Source organism: Bifidobacterium catulorum (assembly GCF_003129925.1).
GTDB lineage: Bacteria > Actinomycetota > Actinomycetes > Actinomycetales > Bifidobacteriaceae > Galliscardovia > Galliscardovia catulorum.
Genome location: NZ_QFFN01000009.1, coordinates 23,483 through 38,237, shown reverse-complemented (window position 1 = coordinate 38,237; position 14,755 = coordinate 23,483). Strand labels below are relative to the sequence as shown.

Genomic DNA, 14,755 nt, shown 5'->3' with positions numbered 1-14,755 from the left:
TCACTGCTGCGGATAGTCGTCGGCCGACAGATGCGGCAAGTCCTCGGCGGCCTTGCGCTGGCGTTCGGCCAGCACGGCCAGGCCGTTGTGCACGCCGTTCTGCGCCTTGGCCAGCTGGTCGCTCAATTCGGTGAGGATGGCGGCGGAGTAGTTGTCCGCCCCCTGCGTAAGCTTGTCGGCCTTGGCCTGCGCCTTGTCGAGGATGGTGCGTGCGCGTTCGGTGGCGAGCGCCACCACGTTCTCCTGTCCGGCGAGGAACCGCGCCTGGTCGTTGGCCTCCCGGATGATGGTGGCGGCCCGGCTGTTCGCCGACGCCACGATGGCGCTGGCCTGGGACTGGGCGTTCTCCAGACGGCGTTCGGATTCGCGCATGAGCGCGGAGGCGCGTTCCAGCTGCACGGGGAGCTTGGATTTGAGTTCGTTGATGAGCGTGGTGACCTCCTCGCGGTCCACGCGCACCTGGGTGCTGGCGAAGAAGCTGGTCTTCGAGTCCTCGATGAGGCCCTCCAGCTGGTCGAGCAGGTCGTAGACGGTGGTGAATTGGTTCTTCGTGGTCAGGTCCGCCTCGTCGTCATCGTCCTCCATGAGCATGCGCTGGAAGCTCTGCACGTCGGGCGCGACCGCCTGCCTGGGTTCGTTCGAGTTCGTGGAGTCGTCGAGGTCGTAACCGTACGACGTGGCTTCGGTGGCCGGTTGGGATGCCGCCGGTTGGGATGCCGCGCCGAACGTGGTGTTCGTCCCGGTCAGGGGGGATGGTTCCGCCGTCGGGGCCGGGGAGGCGGCCTGCTGCGCGGGGACGGCGCCGGTGCCCGTATCCGCGGCGGGCGTCGTGCTCGTATGGGCGGGGCGCGGCCGTGTGGCGATCGGCGAGGAGAAGATGCTCGGCAGCGGTCGGTGCGTGGCGCCGCCCGTCGTCGCATCGGCCGGCGTGGCCGGCGTGTACGTGGTCTCGGTGCTGTCGAATCCGTGGATATCCGTGCGGTTGGATACCTCGGCCTCGCCGGTGTCGTCGGCGTCGTTCGTGTAGTCCTTGACGTCATCCATGATTATCTCTTTTCGTTGCGCAGGGCCTCGATCAGCAGCGGTGCGACATATCCCGGAACCAATCCGTCGATGGCGCCGCCGTGGCGGGCCACGTCCTTGACGATCGAACTGGAGATATGCTCCTTGAGCGGGTTGGCCGGCAGGAACATCGTCTCCACGCCGCCCAACTGCTTGTTGACCAGCGCCATGCCGAGTTCCGCCTCATAATCGCCATTCTGGCGAAGTCCCTTGACGATGACCTCGGCACCGACACCGGCGCAGTAGTCGGTGATCAGGCCGTCGGTGCTGGTGACGACGACGTCGGGGAACCCGTCCTCGTTGAGCACCTCGCGAATCATGCGGACTCGTTGTTCTTCGGTGAACAGGGGCTTCTTCGCGGCGTTGACCGCGACGACCACATGGACCTGGTCGAACAGGTGCGCGCAGCGTTCGATGACGTCGATGTGTCCGGAGGTCACGGGGTCGAAGGAGCCGGGGCATACAGCTATAGTCATGGATTCCAGACTACCGCGCCCGTTGGAGACGCCAGCGCGATTGCCGCGATGTGTCCGTCTGTGCGCGTCGTCGTTTCGCGACATGCGAAACGCGGAGGCTTCTATCATTGGAATGACGGTTGCATACGACCGATTACACGATTGAAGAGCGAGGCAGGAACCATGACCGTGATGATGAATGATACGGATGCCCGTATGGCATTCGTCGACGATGCCGTCTCTCCGCTGTCGACCCCGGACTCGGGCGGCGGCACCGCGGTGCTGGAACGTCCCGAGACCAAGGCCGAGGGGCAGAGGACCGATGACGGCGACGCCGACCGATTCGCCCACTACGTCTCCAAGGAGCGCATGGCCGAGTCTCGTCTGACGGGCTGTCCCGTGGTGGCGCTGTGCGGCAAGGTGTGGGTGCCGAAGCGCAATCCCTCCGACTATCCCGTGTGCCCCGACTGCAAGCGCATCTACGACGAGATGCGCTGACGGGTTCGATCGTGTGATTCGCCCCTGCCCGGATTCGCCCCTGCGGCCTCCGGGCGTATGGGCGAATCACACGATGGTGAGGACCTCGGTGGGGATGGCCTGATCGCCGTTGCTGAGCGACAGGGCGGTCACCGGAAGCTCGGCGAGCGCCTGGCTGTGACGGTCGCGTGCCGAGAGCAGCGCCTCCTTGCTCGCCAGGGAGTCGTCGATGTCGCCGTGGTCGACGGCGGTGATGAGCAGGTCCCTTGTATCGCCGTATTCGGCCGGCGCCTCCCAGGCCGCGAGCTTGTCGGCCGGGCCGCACAGCACGAGCTCGCCCTGCGCCAGCCCATACTGGTAGCAGCGCAGCGCGCGCTTGCGCCATCCGTCGGTTCTCTTGCCGAACGACTTCTTCGCCACCGGATGCATCACGCCATCCGAACCTTCGCGCTCCACCAGCTTGTACACCATCGCGCACGTGGGGTGTCCCGAACCGGTCACGAGCATGGTGCCAACGCCGTAGGAGTCCACCGGCGCGGTCTGCAATGCGGCCAGCGCGTATTCGTCGAGGTCGTTGGTCACGGTGATCTTCGTGTTCGTGGCACCCAGCGAGTCGAGCTGCTTGCGGGCCTTCTGCGCCAGCGACGCCAGATCGCCGGAGTCGATGCGGATGCCGCCGAGCTGCGGGCCGGCCACCTCCACCGCCGTGGTGATGGCCTTCTCGATGTTGTAGGTGTCGGTGAGCAGCGTCGTGCCCGGGCCGAGCGCGTTGACCTGCGAGACGAAGGCGTCGCGCTCGTCGTCGTGCAGCAGCGTGAAGGCGTGCGCGGCGGTGCCGATGCACGTCAGATCGTACTTCTTGGCCGCGGCCAGGTTGGCCGTGCCGGCGAAGCCGCCGACGATCGCCGCACGGGCCGCCGCCACGGCCGCCCCCTCGTTCGCGCGGCGTCCGCCCATGTCCATGCAGGGACGGTCGCCCGCGGCCGACGTCATGCGCGAGGCCGCCGAGGCGATGGCCGAATCGTAGTTCAGCACCGACAGCACGAGCGTCTCCAGCAGCGTGCATTCCGCGAACGTGCCCTCGACCTCAAGAATCGGCGAATTCGCGAAGAACGCCTCGCCCTCGCGGTAGGCGCGGATCGTGCCCGAGAACGAGAAGTCCTCAAGCCATTTCGCCGTTTTCTCGCTCACCACGTGACGGTCCCGCAGGAACCGCAGGTCGGATTCGCTCGGCCGGAAGTCCCGGAGCAGCTCCACGATGCGGCCGAGTCCGGCCACGATGCCGTACCGGCGTCCCGCCGGCAGATGGCGGGTGAACACCTCGAAGACGCAGCGGCGGTCGGCCGTGCCGTCCTGCAGGGCCGCGTCCAGCATGGTGTATTCGTACATGTCCGTCAGCATGGCGGAGGAATAGTCGGTGTTTGCCATATGTCCTTCTTTGTTATGACTGGGTTATGTCTATGTTCGCTTGTGTCGTTGCGTACGATTGTAGGTCGTGCGCCGCGAAACGCGACCACCCGTCGGAACCGCCGTGAACCGAGGCCGTACGCCGGCGTGTTGCGGTGGAAACGGCGGGCGAATCGGTTGAGATTATTTGATCAGCTTCGGCGGCAGGACGCGGTCGAGGGCCACGAGCACGAGGCCGAGCACCAGGAACGCCGCCAGCCCCTCGCCCACGTTGATGCCCAGCTGCGTCCATCCGATCTTCGGCAGATCGAGAAACCCATACGGATACGGCGTGCCGTCCTTCAACGGGCCGGAATGCGGCCAGATGGCCGCACGGATCAGCACACCCATCACATATATCGGAATATAAATAAGCCACGTCAGGCAATACGTCCATTGGAAGCGCCGATGCTCGTCGAACACCACAAAATCGACGAACGCGGCGATCGGCACGATGACATGCGCATACGTGACCGTCATCAGCCCGAACACGCGCGGCGTCGACGGGTCGGCCGCCGGCAGGATGAACACGGCCGCCAGTCCCGCCGCGACGATATACAGCGTCAGACACCCCTTGAGCCACGCCGGCGGCTCGATGCCCTTCAGCAACGTGGCCGCCCCCGACCACAGCATCACGACGCCAAGCAGCAACGCCGTCTGGAAGGTGAAATACGTAAGACTGGCGAAATCATGCAGATGCCAGATCTCAAGCGTGCCGGCGAAACAGCAGGCCGACGTGGCAAACCGGAATATCGCGGCCAAAAATCTCATGGCACCCAGTCTATTGGCCACGCCGAACGTCGGACGACGGCGGGCTGCCGACGTTCCGCACAGTGGGCGCGAACCGCTTTTTGTCGGCTAAGGCGGATACGGTCAAGACAGCGTAGAATCCGCAATGCCGCAGAATATGGCGACCCATGTCAAAGAACCATATGGCCGGGATCATACGGGCATGTGGGCGATGCGGATAAGGACGGCCGGACGACGACACGCGTCCGCATCGGTCGGACGGGTCGCGGAACGAACGGCCGACGTGTTTTGGAGGACATCATGGTGCAGATCAAAGACATGCTTGACGTCGAACAGACGATTCGCCCCGACGGGCGCGCCGTGGACGAACTGCGTCCGGTGCGGATCACCCGCCACTGGACCGAGGCCCCCGAAGGCTCCGTGCTCATCGAATGCGGCAAAACGCGCGTGATGTGCACCGCCACGTTCACGCAGGGCGTGCCGCGCTGGCGCAAGGACTCCGGACTCGGCTGGGTGACCGCCGAATACGCGATGCTGCCGCGCGCCACATCCGAACGCACCGACCGCGAATCCGTGCGCGGCAAGATCGGCGGACGCACGCACGAGATCAGCAGGCTCATCGGCCGCTGTCTGCGCGGCGTCGTCGACATGAAGGCGCTCGGCGAGAACCAGATCCAGATCGACTGCGATGTGCTGCAGGCCGACGGCGGCACACGCACCGCGTCCATCACCGGGGCGTATGTGGCGCTCGCCGACGCCGTGGCGTGGGCCAAGTCGCACAAGATGCTGCGCGCCAACCGGCAGGTGATCCGCGATCAGGTGTCGGCCGTGTCCGTGGGCGTGATCGACGGCAAGCCGATGCTCGACCTGCCGTATGTGGAGGACAGCCAGGCCATGACCGACATGAATGTGGCCATGACCGGAGCCGGAGCGTTCATCGAGATTCAGGGCACGGCAGAACACAGGCCGTTCACGCGTGCCGAACTCGGCGAGCTGCTCGACCTGGCCGAGAAGGGCAACAGGGAGCTGCAGGCCATGCAGCGCAAGGCCTTGAACGAGGACTGATTCCGGTCGTGCCTCCGCGGCCGGTGCGACCGCGCACGGCTGGCGGCTGCGGTGACGTGGGCCGGCGTGGCAACAACGGCAAACGGCTGGCGGACGTACGGGGTTTCCCATATTGTGGAAACGAACGGGCGGCATGGAGGCATAGAGCCACGCACGCACACGCGGCATGCCCGGATTCCCATGGTTTCAGAGAGGTTTGATGTACATGAGCAACACGGTCAGACTGGTGGTCGCCACCCATAACGCCGGAAAACTCACGGAGATTCGGCGTATCCTCACCGAGGATCTGGGATCGGACGCGGACCGCATCGAACTCGTGACCGCCGGGCAGCTCGGCCTGCCCGATCCGGTGGAGGACGGCGTGAGCTTCGAGCAGAACGCGCTGATCAAGGCGCGTGACGTGGTGCGGCGCACCGGTCTGCCCGCCATCGCCGACGACTCCGGACTGATCGTCGACGTGCTGGGCTCGGCCCCCGGCATCCTGTCGGCGCGCTGGTGCGGGCATCACGGCGACGACGTGGCCAACTACCGGCTGCTGCTCGACCAGATCGCAGACATCCCCGACGCGAACCGCACGGCCCGCTTCCGCTGCGCCGCCGCCTTCGTGGTGCCCGAGGCGGGGCGGGACGAGGCGCCGTACAGCATCCACAACGAGAACGTGGAACTGGGCGACATGCGTGGCACGATCATCCGCGAGCCCCGGGGCGAGCATGGATTCGGCTACGACCCGATCTTCGTGCCTTACGACCAGCCGGCGCGCTCCGGCGAGAACGGCGGCCCGCTGACCAGCGCCGAGATGACGCCCGAGGAGAAGAACGCCATCTCGCATCGTTCCAAGGCTATCCGCGCGTTGACGCGCAGCATCCGGCGCGCCCTCATCGACTGACGGCATACGGATCGAATCGGTCGCCGTCGCCGTCGACCCGGGTCCCCGGTGCCGTGGTCCTACGGGTTGTTGTTTCGTGTTTGGCTCTCAGGCGGGGATCAGGTAGTTCGCGGCGGTCATGGCCACCATGCCCATCACCGCCGTCACGGAAAGGCAGAAGCCGGCCATCTTCGCGTTGCCGAGCACACGGTCGGAGAACAACGTGGCGAACACGGCGGTCGGCGCCATGCACAGCATCACGATGGCCTTGCGCGTCGGGGCGTCATACGGCAGCAGGAACCATGCGGTCAATGCGAACAGGACCGCGAAGGGGATGCGGCAGGCCACCACGCGCAACGCCTGCGAGACCTCCCTGCGGCTGTTCGGGAAGTCCATGAGCATACCGACCATGAGCATCGAGCAGAAACCATTGGCGTCGCCCACCGGCCCGAGGACGTCCACCACGACGCCGGGCAGCTTCACTCCGGTGAACATCAGCACGATCATGAGCAGATAGGTGTCGAACGGCACCGACGTGAGGAAGCTCCTCGCGATGGATAGGATCGTGGCGCGTCGGGCGAGGCGTCGGGCGTCCCTGTCCTTCGGCTTGATGCGGGGCAGTCGCGTGACGGTCATGTCCCCATGGTTCTGTTCGCTCAGCGGCCTGTCGGGGTCGATATGCAGCAGCCGTTGCGTGAGCAGGTTGTTGCCGGCGGCCACCACCACGCAATTGCCCATGTCGAACATGGCTCCGGTGACCAACGACGCCGAACCGAGCATGGACTGCATGACGGGGAAGCAGAAGTTGCCGATGTTGAATCCCGCGCCGTTGAGCATGAGGAACGCGCGCTCGTTCACCGGCTTGCGCCGGCTGAGGAAATACAGGATCGGGGTGGGGATGAGCCCGCATGCCAGACCGAACAGCGAGATCCACAGCAGCCCGGGGTCGTGCGGGTTCGTGAGGAACGACACGATGATCGCCGCCGGCAGCGTGAGGTTGAACACGATGCGCTGCAGGATGCGGTAGTCCTTCTCTCCGAAGATGTGCGCGCGTTTGAACCCGTAGCCGACGAAAACGATCGCGAGCAGGGTGATCGGATGAATCAGTCCGGACATGTCGTCTCCCCTGAATCCTGTGGTTCTTCACTCTCTGCGTCCGCGCCGGATTCCCGTGGGTGGTGCCCCTGTGCCGGGGCTCCGAGTCGGGTGCGGACGCGAAAAATCCTCCTGAACGTCGAAACGACAATGGTTCAAGAGGATTCCAACGTGCGCGAGATGGGACTTGAACCCACACGTCAAAGACACAGGAACCTAAATCCTGCGCGTCTACCAATTCCGCCACTCGCGCGAATCCCGGGCGTCCTGAACGGATGGGGCCGGGAAGCAAAAACCCTAGGCCGGAACCTAGGGTTTCATGGAGCCACTTGACAGAATCGAACTGTCGACCTGCTCATTACGAGTGAGCCGCTCTACCGACTGAGCTAAAGTGGCAATTCGTGGAGCAATGCAATAGCAATGCGCACACAAGTAGATTATCATACTGCATGGTTTTCGGTTATGCAAATTGAGGGAAGTCATCGGCGTGGCGTGACATGTTGCGGGTGGTTGCAGACATCAATCTACGTTTTGGGAGTGGTTGGAAGGGGAAAAACGGGAGTAAGGTCGGCGGGATTGCAACGGTTGTACTTCCTGTATCGCTCCGGAAGGACTCCCAAAACGCAGATTGCCGTTTTGCGGGCTTCAAATCCACTCCCAAAACGCGGATTGGCTGCTGGAAGGTTGCCGAATGCTTGTCGACCTGGCGTCGGACGTGTGTGAGAATGGTGGCATGCAGCAGACCGATGGACGATTCTCCGATTTCCATGCGTTGATTCCTGCCGGTGGCGTCGGGTCGCGGCTTTGGCCGCTGAGCCGTGGCGCGCGGCCGAAGTTCCTTTATGACTTCCTCGGCTCGGGGCGCACGATGATCCAGGCCACCTTCGACCGTCTGGCGGCCTTCGCCGGAAACGGCCACGTGGCGGTGATGACCGGCGCGGCCCATGCGGCGGCGGTCGCGGCGCAGCTGCCGGAACTGGACGGGCGCAACCTGTTCGTCGAACCGGTCGGGCGCGACTCCACGGCCGCCATCGCGCTGGCGACGGCCATACTGGCGCGGCGTCATGGGTGCGATGTGGTGGTCGGCTCGTTCGCCGCCGACCACGTGATCCGCGACGAGGAGACGTTCCGCGAATGCGTGGCGCAGGCCGTGGCTGCGGCGCGCGCCGGATACGTCGCCACCATCGGCATCGCGGCCACGCGGCCGTCCACGGCGTTCGGCTACATTCGCCAGGGCCGGGCCCTGGGCGGCGAGGTGCCGGACGCCCCGGACGCCCGGATGGTGCGCGCTTTCGTGGAGAAGCCGGACTCCGCCACCGCCCAGGCGTACCTGATGACCGGCGAATACCGGTGGAACGCCGGCATGTTCGTGATGCGCGCCGACGTGCTGCTCGACACGCTGGCGCGTCTCAGGCCGCGGATCCACGAGACGGTGACGGCCATCGCCGCCATATGGGACGATGACGCCGACCATCGGGCGGCGATGATGGAACGCCTCTGGCCGGGCGTCGAGAAGATAGCGTTCGACTATGCGGTGGCCGAGCCGCTGGCCGCCGAGGGCGGCGTGGCCGTGGTGCCGGGCGGGTTCGGATGGGACGACATCGGTGACTTCAATTCCGTGGCCGCGCTCGTGCCCAGCGCGGACCGGTACAACAACAAGATCATCGGCGACCCCGGCCGCGTGGTCTGCCTCGACTCCGCGGGCAACGTCGTCGCCCCGGCCGGCGGGGCGGGGCGGACCATCGCCCTGCTGGGCGCGGACGACCTCGTGGTCGTGGACACGCCGGACGCGCTGCTCGTCGCGCCGAGGGCCCGCAGCCAGGAGGTCAAGCGCATGGTCGCCGCGCTCGCCGCCCGCGGGTATGACGCGATTCTGTAGCCTGTCCGTCTGGTTTCCTACATCGCACTGAACAGAACATGAACGGCGAGTTTCGCAAATACTACGTTGATAAATCGTACTTATTGCACGTTCTAACGCACAAATAACAACATTCGTGTTCGATTTCATCTGTCCGTCAATCACAGTATGTTGGAACCGGAACAGGATGATTTCCACGAATCATTCCATAGTGATGAAAGGACCTCACATGGCCATTAATCCTCCCATCGACGCGACCTCGACCCCGGCCTGGGCCGCGCTGCAGAAGCACTACGATGAACTTCAGGCCGAGGGAATCGACCTCAAGAAGTGGTTCGCCGAAGATGCCGATCGCGTGAAGAAGCTCAGCTTCGAGGCCGGCGACCTGCACTTCGACCTCTCCAAGAACCTCGTCACCGACGAGACGCTGCGACTGCTGGTCAACCTCGCCAAGGAAGTCAAGCTCGACGAACGCATCAAGCAGCAGTACACCGGCGTCCACATCAACAACACCGAGGACCGCGCCGTGCTGCACACCGCGCTGCGCCGCCCGGTCGAGGACGAGGGCAAGTACATCGTCGACGGCCAGGACGTCGTCAAGGACGTGCGCGACACCCTGAAGAAGATCTACGCCTTCGCCGAGGACGTGCGCTCCGGCAAGTGGACCGGCGTCACCGGCCGCAAGATCGAGACCGTCGTCAACATCGGCATCGGCGGCTCCGACCTCGGCCCCGTCATGGCCTACGAGGCGCTGAAGCCCTACGCCGACGCCGGCATCTCCGCCCGCTACATCTCCAACATCGACCCGAACGACCTGGCCGAGAAGACCAAGGGCCTCGACCCGGAGACCACGCTGTTCATCATCGTCTCCAAGACCTTCACCACGCTGGAGACCCTCACCAACGCCCGCGAGGCCCGCACCTGGCTGCTTGAGGAGCTCACCGCCTCCGGCGCCATCTCCGACGGAGACGAGGCCCAGAGGGCCGAAGCCATCAAGAAGCACTTCGTGGCCGTCTCCACCAACCTGGAGAAGGTCGAGGAGTTCGGCATCGACCCGGAGAACGCCTTCGGCTTCTGGAACTGGGTCGGCGGCCGCTACTCCGTGGACTCCGCCGTCGGTACCTCGCTCGCCGTGGTCTACGGCCCCGCGCAGTTCGAGGAGTTCCTGCACGGCTTCCACGAGATCGACGAATACTTCGCCAACACGCCGTTCGAGAAGAACGTCGTCGCGCTCATGGGCCTCATCAATGTGTGGTACCGCAACTTCTTCAAGGCCGCCTCGCACGCCGTGCTGCCCTACGACCAGTACCTGCACCGCTTCCCGGCCTACCTGCAGCAGCTCACCATGGAATCCAACGGCAAGTCGGTGCGCTGGGACGGCACCCCGGTGACCACCGACACCGGCGAGATCTTCTGGGGCGAGCCCGGCACCAACGGCCAGCACGCCTTCTACCAGCTGATTCACCAGGGCACTCAGCTCATCCCCGCCGACTTCATCGCCTTCGCCAACACCCCGAACCCGGTCAAGGACGGCGACCAGGACGTGCACGAGCTGTTCCTCGGCAACTACCTCGCCCAGACCAAGGCGCTCGCATTCGGCAAGACCGCTGACGAGGTGCGTGCCGAAGGCACCCCGGAGGAGATCGTCCCCGCCCGCGTGTTCAAGGGCAACCGTCCGACCACGTCCATCCTCGGCGTGTCGCTGACCCCGTTCTCGCTCGGCGAGCTCATCGCGCTGTACGAGCACATCACCCTCGTCGAGGGCACCGTGTGGGGCGTGGACTCCTACGACCAGTGGGGCGTCGAGCTCGGCAAGCAGCTCGCCAAGCAGATCACCCCGGCCATCTCCAAGGACGACGACGCCCTCGCCGCCCAGGACGCCTCCACCCAGAGCCTCATCCGCTTCTACCGCGAGCACAGGGAGTTCTGATTCTCCCGACGATCAGCGTCGCTGATTCGTGACGCGGCTTGACGGACCGCCGACGTTCCGGTCGGTCCGTCAGAGGCCGGGCATTGCGACCGCGGGAGCCGACCGCCGATGGGCGTCGGTTCCCGCGGTCGTCGCATATCCACGAAGGACGACGCTTGGAAAACGTGGTTTTTCGTCGTCGTCCTTGGAATGTTCCTCGTCGGAAAACCAAGAACCGCGGAATTGCAACGATGTGAAAAACGAAGTATCCGATATGCGAAGGACGACGCGTGAGAAACGTGGTTTTTCCGTCGTCGTCCCTGGAAATCGTCCGATTGACGTCGGGATGCCGTACAGTGACGTACAGCAATAAAAGAATCCAGCACAGTCGTCGTCAGGCGGTCAACGGTCACAAAATGTCAGCAATGAGAAGCAAACGCAGCAGTCAGCCGTCCATCACCGATGTGGCGAAGCTTGCGGGTGTGTCCACGGCGACGGTGTCTCGATATTTCAATAATCGCAGCGTCGTACGGCCCAAGACCGCCGAAAAAATCGAGGAGGTCGTCTCCAGGCTCGGGTATCAGCCGAATCCTTTGGCGCGCGCATTCGTGACCGGCACCACCGACACCATTCTTGTATTCACATGGAACCTGCCGTTGTTCGGACCGTCGTCGGTCATCAACGGCATCATCGAGGAGGGCAAGGGGTCCGGCAACCTCATCTCCATCTTTTCCGTGGACCCGTCGTCTCACGCTTCGGTGAACACCGCCCTTGACCACGTTCGCGAGGAACGGCCCATGGGGTTGATCTTCACGGATTTCGAGAGCTATGGTCGCAAGACGCTGGATGAGATGCCGTTCTCCATTCCCGCGGTGTCGGTCGTGGGCGACATCACCGACGGAACTTATAATCAGGTGTCCGTCTGCGACGAACTCGGCGGCCGCACGTTGACGGAGTACCTGTTGTCTCTGGGCCACCGGACCGTGCATTATGTGTCGGGAACCCTGACTGGCATCGTTGACGGTCGGCCGATTTCCGGACGGGAATTGGGATGGTCCAGCGCATTGCGCGATGCCGGAATCGTGCCGCCCACGCCTCTGACGGGAGCCGACACCCCACGACAGGCATATGAGATCGGATGCCGGCTCGCCCATGATGACGCCGTGACGGCGGTGTTCGCCGGCAACGATGTCATCGCCATGTCGTTGATAGGCGGACTGGCGGCCGAAGGCAAGCGGGTGCCGGACGACATCAGCGTCGTCGGCTTTGACGACACGCCCATCGCCGAGGTGTATACGCCCGCGCTGACGACGTATTCGGTGCCGTTCGATCAGGTGGGCAGGGCATTGTACTCGATGCTTATCGACGTGGCCTTGGGCGGGAGCGAGGGCGTCGGCGACGAGGGGCGCCGAATCCGGGAGTTTTCCGGCGAATTGAAAGTACGCCGATCCGCCGCGCCGCCACGGGAATGATCGGGGCCACGCGGCGGAGGGTCGGCCTGCCGGTCAGTAGGTGACCTTGTACAGGGCGCAGAACGGGTCGTCGTCGCTGCGATCGTCGATTGTCAGCGCGGCATCGGTCTGCGTCCATGCGACCGCGGAATCCGAGCCGAACAGTTGCGTGATGCCGCTGAATCCCGCGTCGTATCCGTCGAGCTGCAGGGTCAGCCGTCCTTCGGAGATAGGGGTTTTCTTCCACAGGGCCAGATATCCGTGATTCCCGGAACGCAACCCCAGCATCAGCACGTCGTCGTTCCACTGGGGCAGACCGATGGGCCAGAACGGCGTCGAATGCGCCACTTCATGCCGGATCGTCTTATGGATGTCCAACGCCGTCGTGACGAGGTGCAATTGTTCGTCGTCCATCTGGGTGAGATACCCGGAAAGATACAGGCGTCCGACGATGCCGGCCAGCATCGCGTAACGTGTCTGCGCCGGCGTCATGAACCGGTTCGGATATGCCCAGTTGCCGGCCTGCTCGGGCAGCATGATCGCAGGCGCGCTCGCCGCGATGTTGGCGTATTGGATGTAATCCGTCTGATCGCTGGTCGATTGGATCTGGCTGTGTGACACCGTCGCCCAGTCCGATCGCATGGCGCCTGACGAGCAGGTCTCTATGGTCAGGTCGGGGTGACGTGCATGCAGGTCGTCGATCCATTCGAGGTAGGCGCGTCCGGCCTCCAGCTGCCCTTCTCCACGGCTCGGCGCATCGTGGTCCGTGCCGGCCCCCGTGTTCACGTTGTAGTCGAATTTGAAGAACCGTACGCCGAGGTCGTCGACCAGATGGTCGACGGTGGCGTCGAGGTGGGCCTTCGCCGCCGCATCGCGGATGTCGAGCAGGTATCGCATGTGGGTCACGATGCGTTTGCCGTCGCGCTGGAAGAACGCCGAGTCCGGGAGTTTCTCGGCCATTGGGCTGTTGACGCCGATGACCTCGGGCTCCAGCCATACGCCCGGTTTCATTCCGCGTTCGCGGATGTGGTCGAGCACTTCCTTGAAGCCGTTGGGGAACCGATGCTTCGATTCCTGCCATTCGCCCACGGAGGGCCACCAGTCGCCGCCGTCGTCGTACCAGCCGCAATCGACGCAATAGTATTCGGCGCCGGCCTTCGCCGCGGCGTCGATGAGTGGCAGCTCGCGTTCCGTCGTCGGGTCGCCGGACAGTGTGTTCATGTAGTCGTTGAAGATGACCGGCAGGTTCGTGTGATCGGGATGGTCGAGGACGTCGAATCGCCGGTATCGCGTCATTTCGGCGATTGCGCCGTCGAAACCCTTGCCGGATACGGCGACCGTGGCCGGCGTCGTGGTAAAGGACTCCCCGGGGGCGAGCGACAGGCTCCAATGATGTTCGATGTCGGTCGGCCCGTATACGTCGAGATATACGCCGTCGGGACGTTCTCCCAGTTGCCAAAGCCATGGTCCGTTGTTTTCCGCCTGCCAGACGATCGCGGTTCCCGTGACGCGGTCCACGATTGCGCCGGTAGGTTCTTCGGAGCCAGTGGACCGGCTGGTCGACGATTGGTGGGTGACCGTCCCGCCGATCTCGATGCAGGACGAGGTCGGATTGCCGACGGAGAGAATCGAGGCGGACTTCAATCCCAGTGATTTCACGAGCTGGTTGGTGCGAATGGGTTCGTGGCTCCATCGGTTTTCCGCGGCCCAATCCGATTTCGTCGTGTACAGGTCCCAATGGTCGGGGTCGTTGTCGCCGAGCCGAACATAGGCGGAGAGCGAGCTCACCGATGTAAGGGTGATCGGGGCGGTCCCGATGTTGGTCACACGCACTGCGACGTTGATGGCCGCGGCGTCGTCCGGTGTGGTGAGCACGGCCTCGGCTTCAAGCCCGTATGTGGCCGAGTGCATGGTGATGCGTAGTCGTGAGGCGTCGTCGAGCCGTTCCTCGTGCCGGTCCGCATATCGCAGGTCGTTGCCGATCATGGTCTCCGAATATCGGGATCCCATGTTGCCCTGCATGAATCCGTCGGCCGTGATCTCGACGAACGATTGGGGATAGGGGAACGGTGCGACGTCGGTGTAGTCGCCGTCCGCCGCACGGATTGCGGTCAGTGACAGCGGCTGGTCGTCGGCGTAGGTGAATGTCGCCTGCACATGGTCGTTGCCCCATGTGAATTGTTCGGTCATGATGATTCGCTCCTTTGCGGAAAAATGTTTGCATAATGCCGTTATGCAAATGTCACCGTTTACATTTTGGTGATGCAACCATTACAGCACTTTTTTTGAAAAAATCAAGATAGCGATATTAAAACACTGTAA

Annotated in this window: 12 protein-coding genes and 2 tRNA genes; 6 read left to right on the top strand and 8 right to left on the bottom strand. The window is 64.0% G+C overall.

The genetic code is table 11. The annotated features are described in order from the left end of the window. Together DF200_RS10970 and coaD are read right to left on the bottom strand one after the other, a co-directional pair. Complete coding sequence (locus tag DF200_RS10970) at nucleotides 1-1,044, bottom strand: ATP synthase subunit B family protein (RefSeq protein ID WP_109137150.1); 1,044 nt, start codon at nucleotides 1,042-1,044, stop codon at nucleotides 1-3. Between the two features lie 2 nt (nucleotides 1,045-1,046). Next, nucleotides 1,047-1,538, bottom strand: a complete 492-nt coding sequence (coaD, locus tag DF200_RS04835) for a pantetheine-phosphate adenylyltransferase (RefSeq protein ID WP_109137149.1) — start codon at nucleotides 1,536-1,538, stop codon at nucleotides 1,047-1,049. Nucleotides 1,539-1,733: 195 nt separating this feature from the next. Here coaD and DF200_RS04830 point away from each other — a divergent pair, with 195 nt between their 5' ends. Next, on the top strand, nucleotides 1,734-2,015 hold the full coding sequence (locus DF200_RS04830) for a DUF3039 domain-containing protein (RefSeq protein ID WP_109137180.1): 282 nt from the start codon (nucleotides 1,734-1,736) through the stop codon (nucleotides 2,013-2,015). A gap of 66 nt (nucleotides 2,016-2,081) precedes the next feature. Here DF200_RS04830 and DF200_RS04825 read toward each other — a convergent pair whose 3' ends face one another. Next, complete coding sequence (locus tag DF200_RS04825; RefSeq protein WP_109137148.1) at nucleotides 2,082-3,422, bottom strand: nicotinate phosphoribosyltransferase; 1,341 nt, start codon at nucleotides 3,420-3,422, stop codon at nucleotides 2,082-2,084. Between the two features lie 162 nt (nucleotides 3,423-3,584). Beyond that, complete coding sequence (locus DF200_RS04820; RefSeq protein ID WP_109137147.1) at nucleotides 3,585-4,211, bottom strand: Pr6Pr family membrane protein; 627 nt, start codon at nucleotides 4,209-4,211, stop codon at nucleotides 3,585-3,587. 279 nt (nucleotides 4,212-4,490) lie between these two features. On the opposite strand from DF200_RS04820, the gene rph reads away from it, so the two are divergent. Continuing rightward, the gene (rph, locus tag DF200_RS04815; protein ID WP_109137179.1) at nucleotides 4,491-5,255 is read left to right on the top strand and encodes a ribonuclease PH; all 765 of its coding nucleotides are present in this window, start codon (nucleotides 4,491-4,493) and stop codon (nucleotides 5,253-5,255) included. Nucleotides 5,256-5,460: 205 nt separating this feature from the next. Beyond that, a complete protein-coding gene (locus DF200_RS04810; RefSeq protein ID WP_109137178.1) occupies nucleotides 5,461-6,141 on the top strand; it encodes a non-canonical purine NTP pyrophosphatase in 681 nt (226 codons plus the stop codon). Between the two features lie 87 nt (nucleotides 6,142-6,228). Here the strand turns inward: DF200_RS04810 and DF200_RS04805 are convergent, their stop codons facing one another. The 3 genes from DF200_RS04805 to DF200_RS04795 all read right to left on the bottom strand — a co-directional run bounded on the left by DF200_RS04805 (nucleotide 6,229) and on the right by DF200_RS04795 (nucleotide 7,611). Then, nucleotides 6,229-7,236, bottom strand: coding sequence for an AEC family transporter (locus DF200_RS04805; RefSeq protein ID WP_109137146.1), 1,008 nt, complete (start codon nucleotides 7,234-7,236; stop codon nucleotides 6,229-6,231). A gap of 151 nt (nucleotides 7,237-7,387) precedes the next feature. After that, nucleotides 7,388-7,468, bottom strand: a tRNA-Leu gene (locus DF200_RS04800). A gap of 67 nt (nucleotides 7,469-7,535) precedes the next feature. Beyond that, nucleotides 7,536-7,611: transfer RNA gene (locus tag DF200_RS04795), tRNA-Thr, on the bottom strand. 337 nt (nucleotides 7,612-7,948) lie between these two features. On the opposite strand from DF200_RS04795, the gene DF200_RS04790 reads away from it, so the two are divergent. From DF200_RS04790 to DF200_RS04780, 3 genes are all read left to right on the top strand, one after another. Continuing rightward, nucleotides 7,949-9,094: a mannose-1-phosphate guanylyltransferase gene (locus tag DF200_RS04790; protein WP_109137177.1), complete on the top strand. Its 1,146-nt coding sequence runs from the start codon at nucleotides 7,949-7,951 to the stop codon at nucleotides 9,092-9,094. 208 nt (nucleotides 9,095-9,302) lie between these two features. Then, nucleotides 9,303-11,003 carry a glucose-6-phosphate isomerase gene (gene pgi / locus DF200_RS04785; RefSeq protein WP_109137145.1) on the top strand — a complete coding sequence of 567 codons (1,701 nt, stop codon included), beginning with the start codon at nucleotides 9,303-9,305 and terminating at the stop codon, nucleotides 11,001-11,003. Nucleotides 11,004-11,407: 404 nt separating this feature from the next. Then, entirely contained in the window at nucleotides 11,408-12,454 is a 1,047-nt protein-coding gene (locus DF200_RS04780; RefSeq protein WP_158275777.1) for a LacI family DNA-binding transcriptional regulator, read from the top strand. 33 nt (nucleotides 12,455-12,487) lie between these two features. On the opposite strand, the gene DF200_RS04775 is transcribed toward DF200_RS04780, so the two are convergent. After that, complete coding sequence (locus DF200_RS04775) at nucleotides 12,488-14,623, bottom strand: alpha-galactosidase (RefSeq protein WP_109137143.1); 2,136 nt, start codon at nucleotides 14,621-14,623, stop codon at nucleotides 12,488-12,490. Nucleotides 14,624-14,755: the final 132 nt, after the last annotated feature.